Raw genomic sequence first — 15,174 nt, 5'->3', positions numbered from 1 at the left:
GGTTATCAGGGATTAGATATTTCAGTCAGCGGCAAGGCCGTCTGTTCGCCCTCGCGGATAACGTTTTTGGCGGCGCCGATAAAGTCGCGGAAGAGCGGTTGGGGCTTGCCGGGACGAGAGGTAAATTCAGGGTGAAACTGCGAGGCGACCATCCACGGGTGGCCTTTCAATTCACAAATCTCCACCAGCTTCCGATCGGGGGAAAGACCGGAAAAGACCATGCCCGCCGCTTCGTAGCGTTCCAGGTACTGGTTATTGAATTCAAAGCGATGGCGGTGACGTTCGTAGATCAATTCACGCCCGTAGGCGGAGGCAGCCTGGGTCCCCGACACGAGTTGGCATGGCCAGTTGCCCAGCCTCATGGTCCCGCCTTTGCCGCAGACGGCTTTCTGTTCCGGCATAATGTCGATAACCGGATGGGCGGTGCCGGCGTCAAACTCGGTGGAATTGGCGCGGGAATGCGACAGGACGTTGCGCCCGAATTCAATGACCATAATCTGTAACCCCAGGCAAAGTCCGAAGTAGGGCACTTTGTGAATACGAGCGTATTGCGCGGCCTTGATCATGCCTTCGATGCCGCGGTCGCCGAAGCCACCGGGGACGATGATGCCCTGGGCGTGCTCGAGGAGTTTTTCACCGCCGGGCTTTTCCAGGTCTTCCGATTGAATCCAGTCTATCTGGACCCTCCGGCCGTGGAACATCCCGGCATGGGACAAAGCCTCGCGGACGGAGTAGTAGGCATCTTTAAGTTCGACGTACTTGCCGACCAGTGCGACGCGGACGGAGCCGCAGGCACCTTTGACGCAGGAGACCATCTCCCTCCAGGCGTCGAGTTCCGGGGCATGGGCTTTCAGGTCAAGCTTGCGCACCAGGAAATCGCCCAACCCCTCAGACTCAAGCATCAGGGGAACCTCATAGATCGAATCTACCGTTTGAGCGAAGATGACGGCCTCCCGGTCGACATCGCAGAAAAGGGAGATCTTGTCGCGGATCGACTCAGGTATGGGCACATCGGAACGGCAGACGATAACATCCGGCTGGATACCGATGCGGCGGAGCTCGTTGACGCTGTGCTGGGTAGGCTTGGTCTTGAGTTCCTGGGTGGGCCCTATATAAGGAAGGAGAGTAACATGGACGTAGAGGACGTTGTCCCGGCCGACGTCCTTGCGCATCTGGCGGATAGCTTCCAGGAATGGTTGGCCTTCGATATCGCCGACAGTGCCGCCCACTTCGATGAGGATGACATCCGCCTTGGATTTGACGGCCAGCTTCTTGAACCGGTCCTTGATCTCGCCGGTCAGGTGAGGCACCACCTGGATGGTGCCGCCCAGGAAATCACCACGGCGTTCCCGGGCGATAACCGCGGAATAGACTTGGCCAGAGGTGGTGTTGGATTCGGCGGTCAGGTCAATGTCGATAAATCGTTCGTAGTTGCCGAGGTCGAGGTCGGTCTCAGCGCCGTCGCCGGTCACGAACACCTCGCCATGCTGGTAAGGTGACATGGTGCCGGGGTCGATATTCAAATAGGGATCGAGTTTTAAAACCGAGACGCTGACCCCCCGGCTTTTCAGCACGGTGCCGATGCTGGCGACGGTGATGCCTTTACCTACTGAGCTGACCACGCCGCCGGTGACGAAAATGTATTTAGTCATTCAAAAGCATGCCCGAGTTTTCAAATGGAAAGTCGTTGCAATGTTCATAGTGGAAATTTTTGCGGGGCGGACTTTCACAAGCCCGAGGGGTATTATAGGTACGCTCCCGAACGTTGTCAACTATCTAACGACCGCAATAACCGGAAATAGGTACCCAATGGGCCGATTTTTAGGTAATTTTGCTAATGGCACTTCAAAATAATGAAGTTATCATAAGTGAGGAATAAATCAAGGATCAAAGCCATGCAATCTCCTCACAGAAATCACAAACTGATCATCCTGACCGTGATGGTTTTCGCATCCCTGTTGCTCCTGCCGGCGTGCTCTGGGTCGAAGTCAGGTACAACAAACGGCTCGGTCAACAACCCGACCACCAATCCCATGGCTACGGGAACTCAGCTTCCGCCACCCACCACCAACGCCAACGGGCTTCCCCAACTCACCGTTCCGACGTCATTGATCAGCCAGAAAGCGACGCTCCAGAACACCCAGTATGTCGTGTTGGCCTTCAATGACCTTGGCATGCATTGTCTGAATCCGTCTTACGACTCGGCGGTAGTCCTGCCGCCTTACAATACCGTCTGGGCTCAGGTGGTAAAACGGGGCAACCCGCCGCAAGTGGTCACCCAAGGTTTGACAGTGGAATACCGCATCCTGGGCAACACCTACTCCTACGGAAAGAGCGTTTTCAGCCAGTTCTGGGATAACGTGCTCAAGCTGTTCGGGGTCAACGTCGATAAGAATAAAGGTCTGAACCTCGTCGATCCATCGATCAGCAACGGACTATCCGGTTCCATGGTCAACAAGACCGACCACTTTGAGGTCGACGGCATCCCGCTGACCCCGATCCTGGACAACGGCGCATGGACACCGTATCAGATAGCCGAAATTACGGTCAAAAACTCCGCCGGTCTGGTGGTTGCTTCTACCTACGCCACGGCGCCGACCTCGGAAGAGATGAACTGCGCCAAATGCCACGGAACGGCCAACACCTTCGATAACATTTTGACAACCCATGACAAGAATGAGAACACCAACCTGGTAAGCCAAAAACCGGTGCTATGCGCCAGCTGCCACGGTTCGCCGGTGCTGGGGCTGACCCAGCCCGGGTCTGCCGGCACCTTCCTCTCCCAGGCTATGCACACCAAGCATTCAACGGTCTCCCCGCAGCCGAACTGTTACGACTGCCACCCGGGAGCCAACACCAACTGCAGCCGCAGCATCGCCCACACCACAGCGGACGGCAACTGCACCGCCTGCCACGGAACACTGGCTAACGTAGGGAGTTCGATCACGTCAGGCCGAGTGCCCTGGTTAAGTGAACCGAAATGTTCGCAATGCCATCCGGGAGTATCAGGAGCCGATACCGGTTCGATACTCTACCGCAACTCGGCCGGTCACGGCGGCTTGTACTGCGCCAGTTGTCATTCAAGTCCACACGCAATGGTGCCAACCTCCGTCATGTCCGACAACTACCAGGCTCTGCAATACCAGGGTAAGGCATTACCTATCGGGGCATGCGAGACTTGCCATTCGACGTCAAAGGGAGGGGGAAATAATGGGAGCTTGGGAGAATACGTGGAGGCCCACGGCGGCACCAACCCGGAGCGTTTCAATGGATGTAACGTGTGCCATACCGCAGTCACCACCACTAACACGAGCCTATGGCCCCACATGTTCCAATGGCTGAAACGCTAGCCCCAGCTCGTTAATAAAAAGAAGGGCGGTTTACACCTCCCTTCTTTTTTGTCCCTTTGCGACTAGGAAACCTCGACCTTGGCTGCCGGCTTTCTGCCTTTCCGATGGCTGTTGCCGGTTGGAGCTTCCTCTCGTTTGGCTGTAAAGGTAAGTTCATCTCCTTCGAGGTCGACGACCACGGTCGATCCTTCCTTGAAATCACCCTTCAGTATCCGGGTGGCCAGCGGGTTCTCGACGAATTTTTCGATCGCCCTCCGTAGTGGCCGGGCGCCGTAAACAGGATCGTAGCCGACCTTAGCTAACCACCCCTTGGCCGCCTCGGTAATGACAATGCCGATCGACATATCCTCAAGCCTCTGCTCAACTTCTCTGGCCATCAGGTCTACGATGTGCCTCAGTTGTTCCTCGCCGAGTTCATGGAAGACGATGATCTCATCGACGCGGTTCAGGAACTCCGGCCGGAACATCTTCCGGACCTCGCCCAGGACCTTTTCCTGCATCTTCTCGTAACCTTCACGCCCGTCAGCGCCGCCGGTGGCAAAGCCCAGGCGGGATTCGCGACGGATCGTCTCGACACCGGCGTTGGAGGTCATGATCACAACCGTATTCTTGAAGTCTACCGTACGACCGTGCCCATCGGTCAGGCGACCATCATCGAGGAGCTGGAGCAGGACGTTGAACACCTCCGGGTGGGCTTTTTCGACCTCGTCCAGCAGGATGACGCGATATGGGCGTTTCCGCACCGCTTCGGTCAACTGGCCGCCTTCTTCAAACCCGATGTAGCCAGGCGGCGCCCCGATCATGCGGGATACGGTGTGCCGTTCCTGGTATTCCGACATGTCGATGCGGACCATGGCGGTCTCATCGCCAAACATGAACCAGGCGAGGGACCGGGCGAGTTCGGTCTTGCCGACGCCGGTGGGTCCCAGGAAAAGGAAGCTGCCGATTGGCCGACGGGGATCTTTCAAGCCGGCCCGGCTGCGCCTGATGGCATCAGCCACGGCGATCAAGGCTTCATTCTGATCGACAAATCGCTCGTGAATCCGCTCTTCCATGTGGACAAGCTTTTCAGCCTCCCCTTCCAGCATCTGGCTTACCGGAATACCGGTGGAAGCGGCTATCAGGGCGGCTATATCCGGGGCGCATACTTCGCCAGTTATCTTTTTGCTGGCCATCCAGGCATCCCGTTCTTTCTTATACTCCTCCTCAGTCCGCAGGCGTTCACTCTTTAAAGAAGCTGCCGCTGCGTAATCGTTGCGCTGAGAGGCAGCGTCTTCTTCCATCTGGAGCTGTTGCTGCTTCTTTTCCAGGTCGCGCACATTTTCCGGGGTGCTTTCCAAATCCAGTCTTATCTTGGAAGCGGCCTCATCGATCAGGTCTATGGCTTTGTCAGGCAAATGGCGGTCGGTGACGTAGCGCTGCGACAGGCGGGCGGCAGCCTCCAAAGCCTCGTCGGTGATCTTGATCTTATGATGGGCCTCGTACTTGGGGCGCAGGCCTTTCAATATTTCGATGGTGTCTTCGACGCTTGGTTCATCAACAAAGACCGGTTGCAAACGACGTTCCAGCGCCTTGTCTTTTTCGATGTACTTGCGGTAGTCGTCAGAAGTGGTGGCGCCGATGACCTGCATCTCGCCCCGGGCTAAAGACGGCTTGAGCATGTTGGAAGCGTCGATAGCCCCTTCGGCAGCCCCGGCGCCGACAAGGGTGTGAATCTCGTCTATGAAAAGAATAACCTCTCCCTGCGACGAGCGGACTTCATCCATGACCGCCTTAAGCCTCTCCTCGAACTCACCGCGGAACTTGGCGCCGGCGAGGAGCGAACCCATGTCCAATGCCATGACACGCCGGTTTTTGAGGGACGAGGGTACATCGCCGGCGACAATCTTTTCAGCAACACCTTCGGCGATGGCGGTCTTACCGACGCCGGCTTCGCCCACGATGACCGGATTGTTCTTGGTTCTTCGGGTCAGAATCTGCATCACACGCCGGATCTCAAGCTCCCGACCGATAACAGGATCAAGTTTACCCTGTTCAGCCATTTCATTTAGATCACGGGAGTACTTGGCCAGCGAGCGGTACTTGCTCTCAGCTCGGGCATCAGTGACCCGGTGGCTGCCGCGGATCTTCTGCAGAGCCGAATATACCTTCTCCTTATCTATCCCAAAGCTCTTCAGGATTGACGCAGACAGACCTTTGGGTTCGCCGACGATGGCGATAAAAAGATGTTCGGTGCCAATAAACTCGTCTTTTAATCGTTGCGCTTCCTGGGAAGCTTCTTGCCCGACCTGGATGATGCGGGGGGTCGGAAATATCTGTTGGGCGTCGTGATCCAGTTTGGGTACCCTGGACAAGGCGGCATCCACCTCAGTTTTAACGGCATCGGCATCAACACCGAACTCTTTGACGATCTCACCGACCAGACCCTTGTCTTGAGTCAGCAGTGCCATCAGCAGATGTTCGACATCCCACTGGTTGTGCCGGTATTCCCTTACCAATTGTTGGGAAGCGGCGACCGCTTCCTGGGCTTGTTCAGTAAATTTTTCCTGTCGCACTAACTTTTTCCTCTCTGTAAACGCAGAACCTCAGCGCGAAGCTTCTCGTTTTCACGCATTACTTCTGTCATCTTCTCCAACATATTTGTGATCACTTCGACTCCCGCCATATTGACCCCCAGGTCATCCATCAGGCTCCTGACGCGGCGCAGGATTTCTATGTCGCTCTCGGAATATAGCCGGATGTTCCCCGGCGACCGCTGGGGTTTGACCAGGCCGGATCTTTCGTAATAGCGCAAGGTATGCGTTTTGACACCGATGAGTTCGGCGGCAACGTGGATCACATAACGGGGCCGGTAGCGTTCTTCGTCCATCACATGCTCCTATAGTTTCTAACTGGCATGTCCGGCAGGCCGGATCTTGGCCAGCTCAGCGAATAGTTCTTTTTCTTTTTCATTCAATTTGGTCGGTAACGTCACGTTTATCTTAGCGATAAGGTCGCCATTGCCGTTCTTACCTAAATGGGGCATCCCCTGGCCGGTCAATTTGAAAGTCTTGCCATTTTGGGTTTCTGCCGGGATCTTAAGCGCCAGCCTGCTGCCCTTGATCGTCGGCACATGAACCTCGCCGCCCAGGACGGCTACCGTCAACGGCACGTCTACGGTGGTATAAAGGTCATCGTCTTTTCGTTCAAAGCGGGTGTTGGGCAGGACCTTGACTACAAGGTACAGGTCGCCGCGGGGACCGCCGGCAACGCCCTCGCCGCCCTTGCTGGCGAGTCTTACCCTGGAACCGGTATTCACCCCGGCTGGAATTTTGACTTCAAGTTTTTCGGGCTTAGCCCCTTGCATAGTCAGCATGCGATTGGTGCCGTGATAAGCCTCTTCAAGAGAAACCTCGACCTCGTAATCGACATCTTGACCCCGGTGCGGCCGGCGTCTACCACCACCCCTCAGTATCTGGTCAAATAAATCGCCGACGTCTTCCCCGCCATACGAGCCGCCAAAAGAGCCGCCTCCCTGCTGGAAATCAAACCCTTCGAACGGCGTGCCGCCGCCACTGTATTGCCGGAATCCGGCACCAGCCTTCTCATACGCTTCGGCGTGCTGCCAGTTCTCCCCGTATTTGTCATATTTGGCGCGTTTGTCCTTGTCCGAAAGAACCTCATGGGCTTCATTAATTTCTTTGAACTTAGCTTCAGCAGCTTTGTCTCCCGGGTTCACGTCCGGATGATACTTCCGAGCCAGTTTGCGGAAGGCTTTTTTGATCTCGTCTTCGGTAGCGGTGCGGCTCACCCCAAGGGTAGCGTAGTAATCCTTAGCGGCCATATCGTCCTCTTGTAAATACAAGATAGTTCATTATATCAGCGGCTAAGGTTTTCTGTCGAGTTGCTGTAAGTTTTCTTGACATTCTGGTATTAACTTTGTTGATCGTCGGTTCAACTTCACTCATATTGTAAGCCGCCAGTTCCCGAGTTCAAAAAAGAAATCGATATCGCGGTTATCGCGGATTACCGATTGCGTCAACCAGCAGCAGATGCTATCATTTCTGCATCAACTCCAAGGAGAATCCCATCAGACAGGACTCGTACGCCGCTGCCGGCGTTTCTATCGATTCGGCCGCGATCGCCAAGGAACAGATCAAAAAGCTTGCAAAAGCGACCTTCAACTCAAACGTCCTGGCAGGCCCGGGATTCTTCGGCGGGATGTTCGAGATTCCGACCGGTTATAGTAAACCGGTATTAGTCTCAAGTTGCGATGGCGTCGGCACCAAGCTCCGCATCGCGTCGGCGATGGGCAAACATGATACCGTTGGTATCGACATTGTCAATCACAGCGTCAACGACATTCTTACCTGCGGCGCCACACCGCTGTTCTTCCTTGACTATATTGCCATGGGCAAGCTCGACCCCGTCCTTGTTGCCGATATTGTCAAAGGATTGTCCACGGCGTGTCAACAGGTGGGATGCGCATTGATCGGCGGCGAAACAGCCGAGATGCCCGGATTATATCATGGCAATGACTACGACCTCGCCGGCTTCATCGTCGGTATCGTTGAAAAAGACAATATCCTGAACGGACAATCGATAAACCCCGGCGACGCCATCCTCGGACTTCCGTCGACCGGACTCCATACCAACGGCTATTCTCTTGCCCGGAGGGTCCTCGGGGAGAGTTCGTCCGCCATGGTCATTCGCTATCCTCCCCTGGACGAAAGCGTCGGCGAAGCCCTCCTTGCTCCACATCGCTCTTATCTCGGAGATCTCAAACCAGTTCTGTCCGAGATAAAAGGCCTGGCGCACATCACCGGTGGCGGATTCACCGATAACATCCCTCGCACCCTGCCGGTGGGCACTTCAGCACGCATTAAAAAAGGCTCCTGGGATGTCCTGCCCATTTTTGAACTCATCCAGGAAATGGGTAATGTGGCCGACGCAGAGATGTACCGGGTTTTCAACATGGGGATCGGGATGGTGATTTTTGCCGATCAAGCCAAAGTCCCTGCGCTGTTGAATGCAATGCCCGATGCCAGAATCGTCGGCGAAGTAGTTGCTGATACCGGCAAAGGCCGCGTCATCATCGAATAACATTATGTCGAGTAACTTTTCTCGCCAACACTGAAATTATCAATTGGATGAGGCAAACTCGTCCGTGAACACCAAAATTGCAGGAGGGAACCATGCGGGCCATCCTCAGTGTCTCCGATAAAACCGGATTAGAATCCTTCGCCGCTGATCTCACCAAGCTGGGCTGGGAGATATTTTCGACCGGCGGCACCAAAAAGTCGCTCTCTGAAGCCGGTGTTCCCGTCCATTCGATTTCCGATATTACCGGCTTTCCCGAGATCCTCGACGGCCGGGTTAAGACCCTCCATCCCATGGTTCACGGCGGCATCCTGGCCAGGAGGGACAAGGAAGACCACATGACCCAACTAGCCCAAAACGGAATCACGCCCATAGACATGGTGGTGGTCAACCTCTACCCATTTGTCCAAACCGTGTCAAAGGGTAATGTTACCCTCGAAACCGCCCTGGAGAACATCGACATCGGCGGGCCCGCCATGATCCGCGCTTCGGCCAAAAACTTCCCGGGCGTGATCATTGTGACCGACCCAGCGGACTATGCGATGGTCATCGAAAAACTCAAAGGCTCCGGCCTGTCACTCGATGAACGCAAACGCCTGGCACAAAAAGCCTTCCAGCACACCGCAATGTACGATACCGCCATCGCCCAATACCTGTGGCAAGGTAACGAAGGCTTCCCGGATAACATGACAATCGCCCTCAAGAAACGCTACGGCCTGCGCTACGGCGAGAATCCGCACCAGCCCGCCGCTTTTTACGCGGAACAACGCGTCGGCGCCGGACAGAACACCGGTATCACCTGGGCGGAGCAGTTCTGGGGCAAAGAACTCTCATTCAATAACATCCTTGATGCCGACGCCGCATGGTCCACGGCGACCGATTTTCCAGATCCTACGGTCGCCATAATCAAGCACACTAATCCGTGCGGCCTTGCCAGCGGCGATGATCTCGTCGAGGTCTACAAAAAAGCTTTTGAAGGTGACCCTGTTTCTGCTTACGGCGGTATCGTGGCCGTCAATCATACGCTCACCGCCGGAATGGCTGAGGCCATGAGAGGCACATTCTACGAGATCTCTATCGCACCCGATTACGAAGATGCCGCCCTCGAGATTCTCAAAAAGAGGAAGGATCTGCGTATCCTGAAAGCCAAATTGCCCGTGCCCGAAGCCCAGCCGCCGTTGGATTACCGACGGGTCAAAGGCGGACTGCTGGTGCAACGGACCGACATCATGCCAAATTCGGCTTTAACGCTTAAGACGGTGACCAAAAAAGAGCCGACGGAAGCTCAAATCGCCGACATGTTATTCGCCTTCCGGGCGGTCAAGCACATCAAGTCCAACGCCATAGCCCTGGTCAAAGACAGGACATTGCTGGGCATGGGCGCCGGCCAACCCAACCGGGTTACCAGCGTGGACATCGCGGTCAAACGGGCGGGTGAAAAATCGAAGGGCAGCGTCCTCGCCTCCGACGCCATGTTCCCCTTCAACGACAGTGTGTTGCAAGCCGCGGCCGCGGGTGTCGCCGCCATTATCCAGCCCGGCGGTTCTATTAGGGATGATGCTTCGATCCAGGCAGCAGACGAGAACGGCATCGCCATGGTTTTCACGGGCGTCCGGCATTTCTTGCACTAAATATCGAAATTCGAAACTATGATCGAAGACTCTCAGAATATCAATGATCGCCTGGCCAAGTTCAGGACGCCTGAGTCAGTAATCCTCGGCGATTCGGCCGACGTTTACTTTCACAGGACTATTGAGATCCTTAAAAAGGAGCGCCTGAACCCGGTAGCCGTCATGGAAGCATTCCCCAACGGATCCGGGATCATTTGCGGGCTCGATGAAACCCTCGCGCTATTGGAACGGGTTTTGCCAAAAGACAATCGGGAAGTCTGGGCGCTGTCTGACGGCGACACTGTCGCATCCAAAGAAGTCGCCTTGCGAACCAAGGCTCCTTATCAGAGCTTCGGCCTTTATGAAACAGCGATCCTCGGTTTTCTGGCTTCGGGCACAGGTTGGGCTACCGCTGCACGCGAATGCCTTCAAGCCGCGGGCGACATTCCCTGCATCAGTTTCGGGGCACGGCATGTCCACCCCTTTGTCTCCGGACGAATGGACTACGCCGCTTTTGTCGGCGGCTGCTCCGGTTGCTCCAGCGTTGAAGGCGCTCGTTTGGCCGATATCGAACCTTCAGGCACTATGCCGCACGCCCTCATCATCGTCATGGGCGACACCGTGAAAGCGACCCTGGCCTTCGATAAATATATTGATCCATCAGTAGCCAGAGTATCACTGGTGGACACCTTCAAAGACGAGGCAGAAGAGAGTCTGCGGGTGGCGGATGCGCTGGGAGAAAAGTTAAAAGCAGTCCGTTTGGATACCCCGGTTGAACGCGGCAGGGTAACCGCTGAGCTAGTCAAAGAGGTCCGTGCCCGGCTTGACCAGGCTGGACATCCCGGTGTGGGTGTTTTTGTAAGCGGAGGCATAACGCCGGAGCGCATCAAGTATTTTATCGACCGGGGCGCGCCGGTAACCGGTTTCGGTATCGGCAGCTACATTTCCGGAGCCAAACCTATCGATTACACCGCCGATCTTCACGAGATTGACGGAAAACCGATCGCCAAACGAGGCAGGATACCTGGATTAACCGCTAATCCCCGGCTAAAACGCGTTCTGTAGCCTTATCTGATTTGTTCCAGTATTTCCACGGCGCTTTTGACAATATCCGGGCAGATTTTTGTGAATACACCTTCACCCCTCGCCCTAGATAAACCCTCAGCATTACTAAGGTCACAGCCAATCAGTTCGGTGCATTCGGTTGAGCCGTATCGCCCATTAAACCGCCTTGTGAATTCCTGGATCCAGGCGTAAACGGCCTCAACCCCCTCACGGGCTGTCTTTGATTCCGAGAGTCCAATGACCATGAAAGCACCGGTTACCGCGCCGCACGTTTTTCCGGTTCGCCCCATCCCTCCGCCGAATCCCCTGGACAACTTCAAAGCTGTCGCTTTGTCCAGTTCAAGCTCTTCACAGAAAGCAGTCAAAACCGATTGAGCGCAGTTCATTTTAGATTCGACCATATTCATTCGGGCTTCTTCAGAACGAGTCAATTCACGCCTCCAGAATGTCTTGCTTTTGTGCAAACTCATAAGCTGATTTTAGCCACTTTTTCATTTCTTCGTCGAAGTCTGATTCTTTGCCGATGACAATGTGGTGAATCCAGCGACCGGGATAAGGCTGGACACTTTCCTTTATCTTCGGACTTTCGATCCTATGATCAATACCTATGGTTAATACAATGCTATTCTCGGGCTGTTTTTTGATCCACATCTGCGGCAGCCAGATCCAGGCGAATTTTCCCTTCGAACCGAGGGATACCTGCGTTTTCAGACACTCGACGGTTACCCGTCCGAGGGATTCAATATAACTGCGCACTGTTTCAAATAGCATCAATGAAACCGGGCGACCTTGAAAAAGCGCTTCGGGACTTTGGTTGACTGAGTTCGCCTTGGCGCCCGCCATATCGGTCATGAACTCATCGTCGCTTGCAAGTTTAAGATTTTGGCGAGATCTTTCCACGCCAGACATAATCCTGGCGCGGCGTGTGGCGGCAGTTTTTGCGTTTTCGATCCACCGAACATACATATTCCGAGAACTGACCGAAAACCGTTCGAAGTTTTCGCTGGCGGTTCTGTCCGAAGATAGAGCTCGATGAAAGTCTTCGGGAAGCTCGATTGGCGCATCGTCAGAATACGCGGCATCCCACTTACCATTAGACTTGGCATTTTCAACAGAGGCCTTCCCCGGGATTTCCATCTTCCCGGTGGCTATCAATCTCTCAGCGATCACCTTATTTCGTTTCGACCACACGCTGTTCATCTTTCTGGGGCTGTAACGAAGCATGAACCTATTGTCATCGAGGCTCTTGAGCTTGCCATCAATCCAGCCAAAGGCAATAGCCTGTTCCAGAGCCTCGTCATAACGCAATCCCGGTGTTTTACTGTTCTTTTTATAGTGGACCACCCAGGCATCCTTAGCTTTGTCATGGTTGTCAGCTAACCAGGCATGCCATTCACCGGCATCGTTGAACACGAGCAGTCCGACTTGGCTGACCATGGCCACATTATCCGATAATATGCAGTCCCTTTCCACCTTGACATATCAGTATATTCTGATTATACTGATATATCTGCTTTTGCGGAGGGTATATGCCCGAAAATTCAAAGTCCCAACAAGGCGCGTGTTGCGAAACAACTGAATGCTGCCGCGTCGAGGCGGTGGTATCAGTAGATGCCCGCGGTCAGGTGGTACTACCCAAGGAAATCCGTGATGGCATGGGGATCGCCGCCGGGGACAAACTGGCTTTGGTCACCCTGTCTCGCGGTGGAAAGCCCTGTTGCCTTGTGATGACCAAGGCGGAAAACTTGGCCAAGAGCGCGCGCGACCTACTCGGACCATTGATCAAAGAAATTTGAGCGAAAGGATAACACGATGAAAGACACCGAAATCAAGAGTTATGTCAAGGAACGCTATGGCGGCATCGCCCGCAGCGGTGGCGGGTGTGGCTGCGGCTCCACATGTTGCGGCCCGGTGCCCGTGGATACCATCGCCAAGGTGGTCGGCTACTCGGAAGATGAACTGGCAGCAGTACCGGAGGGCGCTAACCTCGGCCTGGGCTGCGGTAATCCTACTGCCATCGCCGCCCTCAAACCGGGGGAAACTGTCGTTGACCTCGGTTCTGGTGCCGGCTTCGACGCCTTCCTGGCATCGAGGAAAGTCGGCCCCACCGGCAAAGTCATCGGCGTGGACATGACCCCCGACATGCTGGAGCGAGCTAGGGATAACGCTAAAAAAGGCAATATCACGAATGTTGAATTTCGTCAGGGTGAAATTGAAAATCTCCCGGTGGAATCGAACACGATCGACACGATCATATCCAACTGCGTGATCAATCTATCGACTGACAAACCGAAGGTGTTCGAAGAGGCTTTCCGCGTCCTTAAACCGGGCGGCCGCATAGCCGTATCCGACATCGTCCTCCTGGAGCCGTTACCGGATTATGTCCGAGACTCCGTGGCGGCTTACACCGCCTGCGTCTCCGGGGCTAACCTCAAGGAAGAGTATCTGGGTGCCATAAAACGAGCCGGATTCGATGATATCGAAGTGGTGGGAGAAAATATCTTCGACCTCGATTTCATCGATATGGCGCCGGAACTTATGAAAGACGCGGAAGCCTTGGGTATAACCGAGGGAATGATCCAGCACATCTCCGAGACAATCGTGAGCGTTAAGGTTCAGGCGGTCAAACCGGCAAAATAGTAGATTGTGGCCTGAACACCAGCTTTAAAACGTTTTTCGTTGCCGGTGTAACCTTCGCCCGATCGTCGAGCCGGTATCCTGCCAACCATACGATCTGACCATGGTTGACAACCACCGGTACCCGGGGCCGCCAGAGCCTGGGTACTTTGGCATCGATGAAATAGTCCTTAACCGATTTTTCGGCGACTTCGCCAAGGGGGATAAAGCGGTCGCCGGGCTTACGCGTCCTGACCTTAAGTTCTGAACCAACGGCATCGAAATCAAATAACTGAGAAAAACCGTCATTTTCCTTGCCAGTGATTAAATCAGGGCCATATTCGATAACCGATGCCGTGATATTCCACCCTGGCATTTCGGTCACGCCTGGTACGTTTATGGCATATGTTCCAGTTATTTCGGGTAGAGGGATGTCCGCCGAAACGTCACGTCCGAGAACCAGTTCGGAGTAGCTTGAGATAAAATTTATCCCGTCCGGCAAGTTAACGCTCCGGCCGGTTTCACCCTCGGCGAGATCGACCATCTTTTCGATATGGACTGCCTCAATGTCTTTAGGGCTCCCCAGGACCGAAACGAGCGCCTGCCGCAGCAGGGCGCGCTTTAGCGCGGGGTGAAGCCCTAAGTAGCCCTTCCTGTCGATTTTTACCAGCGGCCCTTCAGTACGTATTATCGATTCAGAAGCTTTAGCAGCCTCACGGTTTTTAAAATCAACTTCTTCAACGGCTAATTTTGACAACCGATCCAACGCTTCATCTATGCTTGGATTGAAATCTTGGCGAAGGCTCGGCAACAGCTTTCGGCGAATACGGTTGCGGGTGAACGACAATGATTCATTGGAGGCATCATTTCGAAATTCGATATTAGAGTCGCGACAATATTCTTCGATGTCACCTCGATTTAGGCACAACAACGGGCGGATCAGGGTGAGGGGGCCCACGCGTTTGTAGCGAAGAACGCTTTTCGCTTGTAGCCCCGCCAAACCCGTTAGACCGCTTCCCCTTAACAGGTGCAGGAGGACGGTCTCCACGTGGTCATTCATGGTGTGAGCTACCGCAGCACAGGTCGCCCCGGTCGCCTTGACCACCTCCTCGAGAAACTTGTAGCGTACCTCTCTCGCGGCTTCTTCGAGGGTAAGGCGATGCTGCTGTCGGTAAGCGGACACATCCTCTAATCCGAGGGTGGCTGGGAGACACAGCCGATCAGCCAGTTTTTTGACAAATTCAGCGTCCTGCCTTGAGGGTTCGCCTCGCAACATGTGATCAAGATGGGCAACATGCAGGCTGATATCGAGCTCGGAACTGATATTATGTAATATATGAAGCAAACCGACCGAATCGGCGCCGCCGGAAACGGCGACAATCACCTCACTACCCCTGGACACTAGATGGTTAGCCTTAATGAATGCCAGGACTTTATTTTCCGTTTTGTTCATG

The 15,174-nt window shown here is 54.6% G+C and carries 13 protein-coding genes; 6 read left to right on the top strand and 7 right to left on the bottom strand.

The window, feature by feature from the left end:
- Positions 1 to 5: 5 nt before the first annotated feature.
- Positions 6 to 1,652 (bottom strand): CTP synthase, encoded by a 1,647-nt coding sequence (gene pyrG, locus HX448_RS09670; RefSeq protein ID WP_102331002.1) that lies wholly within the window; start codon positions 1,650 to 1,652, stop codon positions 6 to 8.
- Positions 1,653 to 1,895: 243 nt separating this feature from the next.
- Here pyrG and HX448_RS09665 point away from each other — a divergent pair, with 243 nt between their 5' ends.
- Complete coding sequence (locus HX448_RS09665; RefSeq protein WP_102331000.1) at positions 1,896 to 3,350, top strand: multiheme c-type cytochrome; 1,455 nt, start codon at positions 1,896 to 1,898, stop codon at positions 3,348 to 3,350.
- 62 nt (positions 3,351 to 3,412) lie between these two features.
- Here HX448_RS09665 and HX448_RS09660 read toward each other — a convergent pair whose 3' ends face one another.
- From HX448_RS09660 to HX448_RS09650, 3 genes are read right to left on the bottom strand one after another with little or no spacing between them, the layout of a single operon-like run.
- Positions 3,413 to 5,905 carry an ATP-dependent Clp protease ATP-binding subunit gene (locus HX448_RS09660; protein WP_102330999.1) on the bottom strand — a complete coding sequence of 831 codons (2,493 nt, stop codon included), beginning with the start codon at positions 5,903 to 5,905 and terminating at the stop codon, positions 3,413 to 3,415.
- The gene (locus tag HX448_RS09655) at positions 5,905 to 6,219 is read right to left on the bottom strand and encodes a MerR family transcriptional regulator (RefSeq protein ID WP_102330998.1); all 315 of its coding nucleotides are present in this window, start codon (positions 6,217 to 6,219) and stop codon (positions 5,905 to 5,907) included. The genes HX448_RS09660 and HX448_RS09655 overlap by 1 nt, the downstream gene beginning before the upstream one ends.
- An 18-nt stretch (positions 6,220 to 6,237) precedes the next feature.
- Positions 6,238 to 7,173 carry a DnaJ C-terminal domain-containing protein gene (locus HX448_RS09650; protein ID WP_102330997.1) on the bottom strand — a complete coding sequence of 312 codons (936 nt, stop codon included), beginning with the start codon at positions 7,171 to 7,173 and terminating at the stop codon, positions 6,238 to 6,240.
- Between the two features lie 245 nt (positions 7,174 to 7,418).
- Here HX448_RS09650 and purM point away from each other — a divergent pair, with 245 nt between their 5' ends.
- The 3 genes from purM (at position 7,419) to HX448_RS09635 (ending at position 11,104) form a co-directional block, all read left to right on the top strand.
- Entirely contained in the window at positions 7,419 to 8,432 is a 1,014-nt protein-coding gene (gene purM, locus HX448_RS09645; protein ID WP_102330996.1) for a phosphoribosylformylglycinamidine cyclo-ligase, read from the top strand.
- Positions 8,433 to 8,524: 92 nt separating this feature from the next.
- Positions 8,525 to 10,060 carry a bifunctional phosphoribosylaminoimidazolecarboxamide formyltransferase/IMP cyclohydrolase gene (gene purH / locus HX448_RS09640; protein ID WP_102330995.1) on the top strand — a complete coding sequence of 512 codons (1,536 nt, stop codon included), beginning with the start codon at positions 8,525 to 8,527 and terminating at the stop codon, positions 10,058 to 10,060.
- Between the two features lie 18 nt (positions 10,061 to 10,078).
- Positions 10,079 to 11,104, top strand: a complete 1,026-nt coding sequence (locus HX448_RS09635; RefSeq protein WP_102330994.1) for a nicotinate phosphoribosyltransferase — start codon at positions 10,079 to 10,081, stop codon at positions 11,102 to 11,104.
- Between the two features lie 2 nt (positions 11,105 to 11,106).
- Here HX448_RS09635 and HX448_RS09630 read toward each other — a convergent pair whose 3' ends face one another.
- Positions 11,107 to 11,535 (bottom strand): C-GCAxxG-C-C family protein, encoded by a 429-nt coding sequence (locus HX448_RS09630; protein WP_226846759.1) that lies wholly within the window; start codon positions 11,533 to 11,535, stop codon positions 11,107 to 11,109.
- Position 11,536: 1 nt separating this feature from the next.
- Positions 11,537 to 12,541, bottom strand: coding sequence for a YdeI/OmpD-associated family protein (locus tag HX448_RS09625; RefSeq protein WP_102330993.1), 1,005 nt, complete (start codon positions 12,539 to 12,541; stop codon positions 11,537 to 11,539).
- 92 nt (positions 12,542 to 12,633) lie between these two features.
- Between HX448_RS09625 and hgcC the strand changes: the two genes are divergently transcribed.
- Both hgcC and HX448_RS09615 read left to right on the top strand, forming a co-directional pair.
- Positions 12,634 to 12,900, top strand: coding sequence for an HgcAB-associated protein HgcC (gene hgcC, locus HX448_RS09620; RefSeq protein ID WP_102330992.1), 267 nt, complete (start codon positions 12,634 to 12,636; stop codon positions 12,898 to 12,900).
- A gap of 16 nt (positions 12,901 to 12,916) precedes the next feature.
- Complete coding sequence (locus HX448_RS09615) at positions 12,917 to 13,744, top strand: arsenite methyltransferase (RefSeq protein ID WP_102330991.1); 828 nt, start codon at positions 12,917 to 12,919, stop codon at positions 13,742 to 13,744.
- On the opposite strand, the gene tilS is transcribed toward HX448_RS09615, so the two are convergent.
- The gene (tilS, locus tag HX448_RS09610) at positions 13,728 to 15,173 is read right to left on the bottom strand and encodes a tRNA lysidine(34) synthetase TilS (RefSeq protein ID WP_102330990.1); all 1,446 of its coding nucleotides are present in this window, start codon (positions 15,171 to 15,173) and stop codon (positions 13,728 to 13,730) included. The two genes, HX448_RS09615 and tilS, sit on opposite strands and share 17 nt — an antisense overlap.
- Position 15,174: the final 1 nt, after the last annotated feature.

The sequence above is a fragment of the Dehalogenimonas etheniformans genome, assembly GCF_014672715.2.
Taxonomy (GTDB): Bacteria; Chloroflexota; Dehalococcoidia; order Dehalococcoidales; family Dehalococcoidaceae; genus Dehalogenimonas; species Dehalogenimonas etheniformans.
The sequence above is the reverse complement of the archived record's forward strand: the minus strand, read 5'-3'. Positions and strand labels throughout refer to the sequence as shown.

Excerpts from the sequence above, each read along its gene's own strand:
- HX448_RS09625 (WP_102330993.1), bottom strand. The coding sequence starts at position 12,541 with ATGGTCAGCCAAGTCGGACTGCTCGTGTTCAACGATGCCGGTGAATGG.
- tilS (WP_102330990.1), bottom strand. The coding sequence starts at position 15,173 with ATGAACAAAACGGAAAATAAAGTCCTGGCATTCATTAAGGCTAACCAT.
- HX448_RS09665 (WP_102331000.1), top strand. The coding sequence starts at position 1,896 with ATGCAATCTCCTCACAGAAATCACAAACTGATCATCCTGACCGTGATG.
- HX448_RS09615 (WP_102330991.1), top strand. The coding sequence starts at position 12,917 with ATGAAAGACACCGAAATCAAGAGTTATGTCAAGGAACGCTATGGCGGC.
- HX448_RS09635 (WP_102330994.1), top strand. The coding sequence starts at position 10,079 with ATGATCGAAGACTCTCAGAATATCAATGATCGCCTGGCCAAGTTCAGG.
- hgcC (WP_102330992.1), top strand. The coding sequence starts at position 12,634 with ATGCCCGAAAATTCAAAGTCCCAACAAGGCGCGTGTTGCGAAACAACT.
- HX448_RS09650 (WP_102330997.1), bottom strand. The coding sequence starts at position 7,173 with ATGGCCGCTAAGGATTACTACGCTACCCTTGGGGTGAGCCGCACCGCT.
- pyrG (WP_102331002.1), bottom strand. The coding sequence starts at position 1,652 with ATGACTAAATACATTTTCGTCACCGGCGGCGTGGTCAGCTCAGTAGGT.
- HX448_RS09655 (WP_102330998.1), bottom strand. The coding sequence starts at position 6,219 with ATGGACGAAGAACGCTACCGGCCCCGTTATGTGATCCACGTTGCCGCC.
- purH (WP_102330995.1), top strand. The coding sequence starts at position 8,525 with ATGCGGGCCATCCTCAGTGTCTCCGATAAAACCGGATTAGAATCCTTC.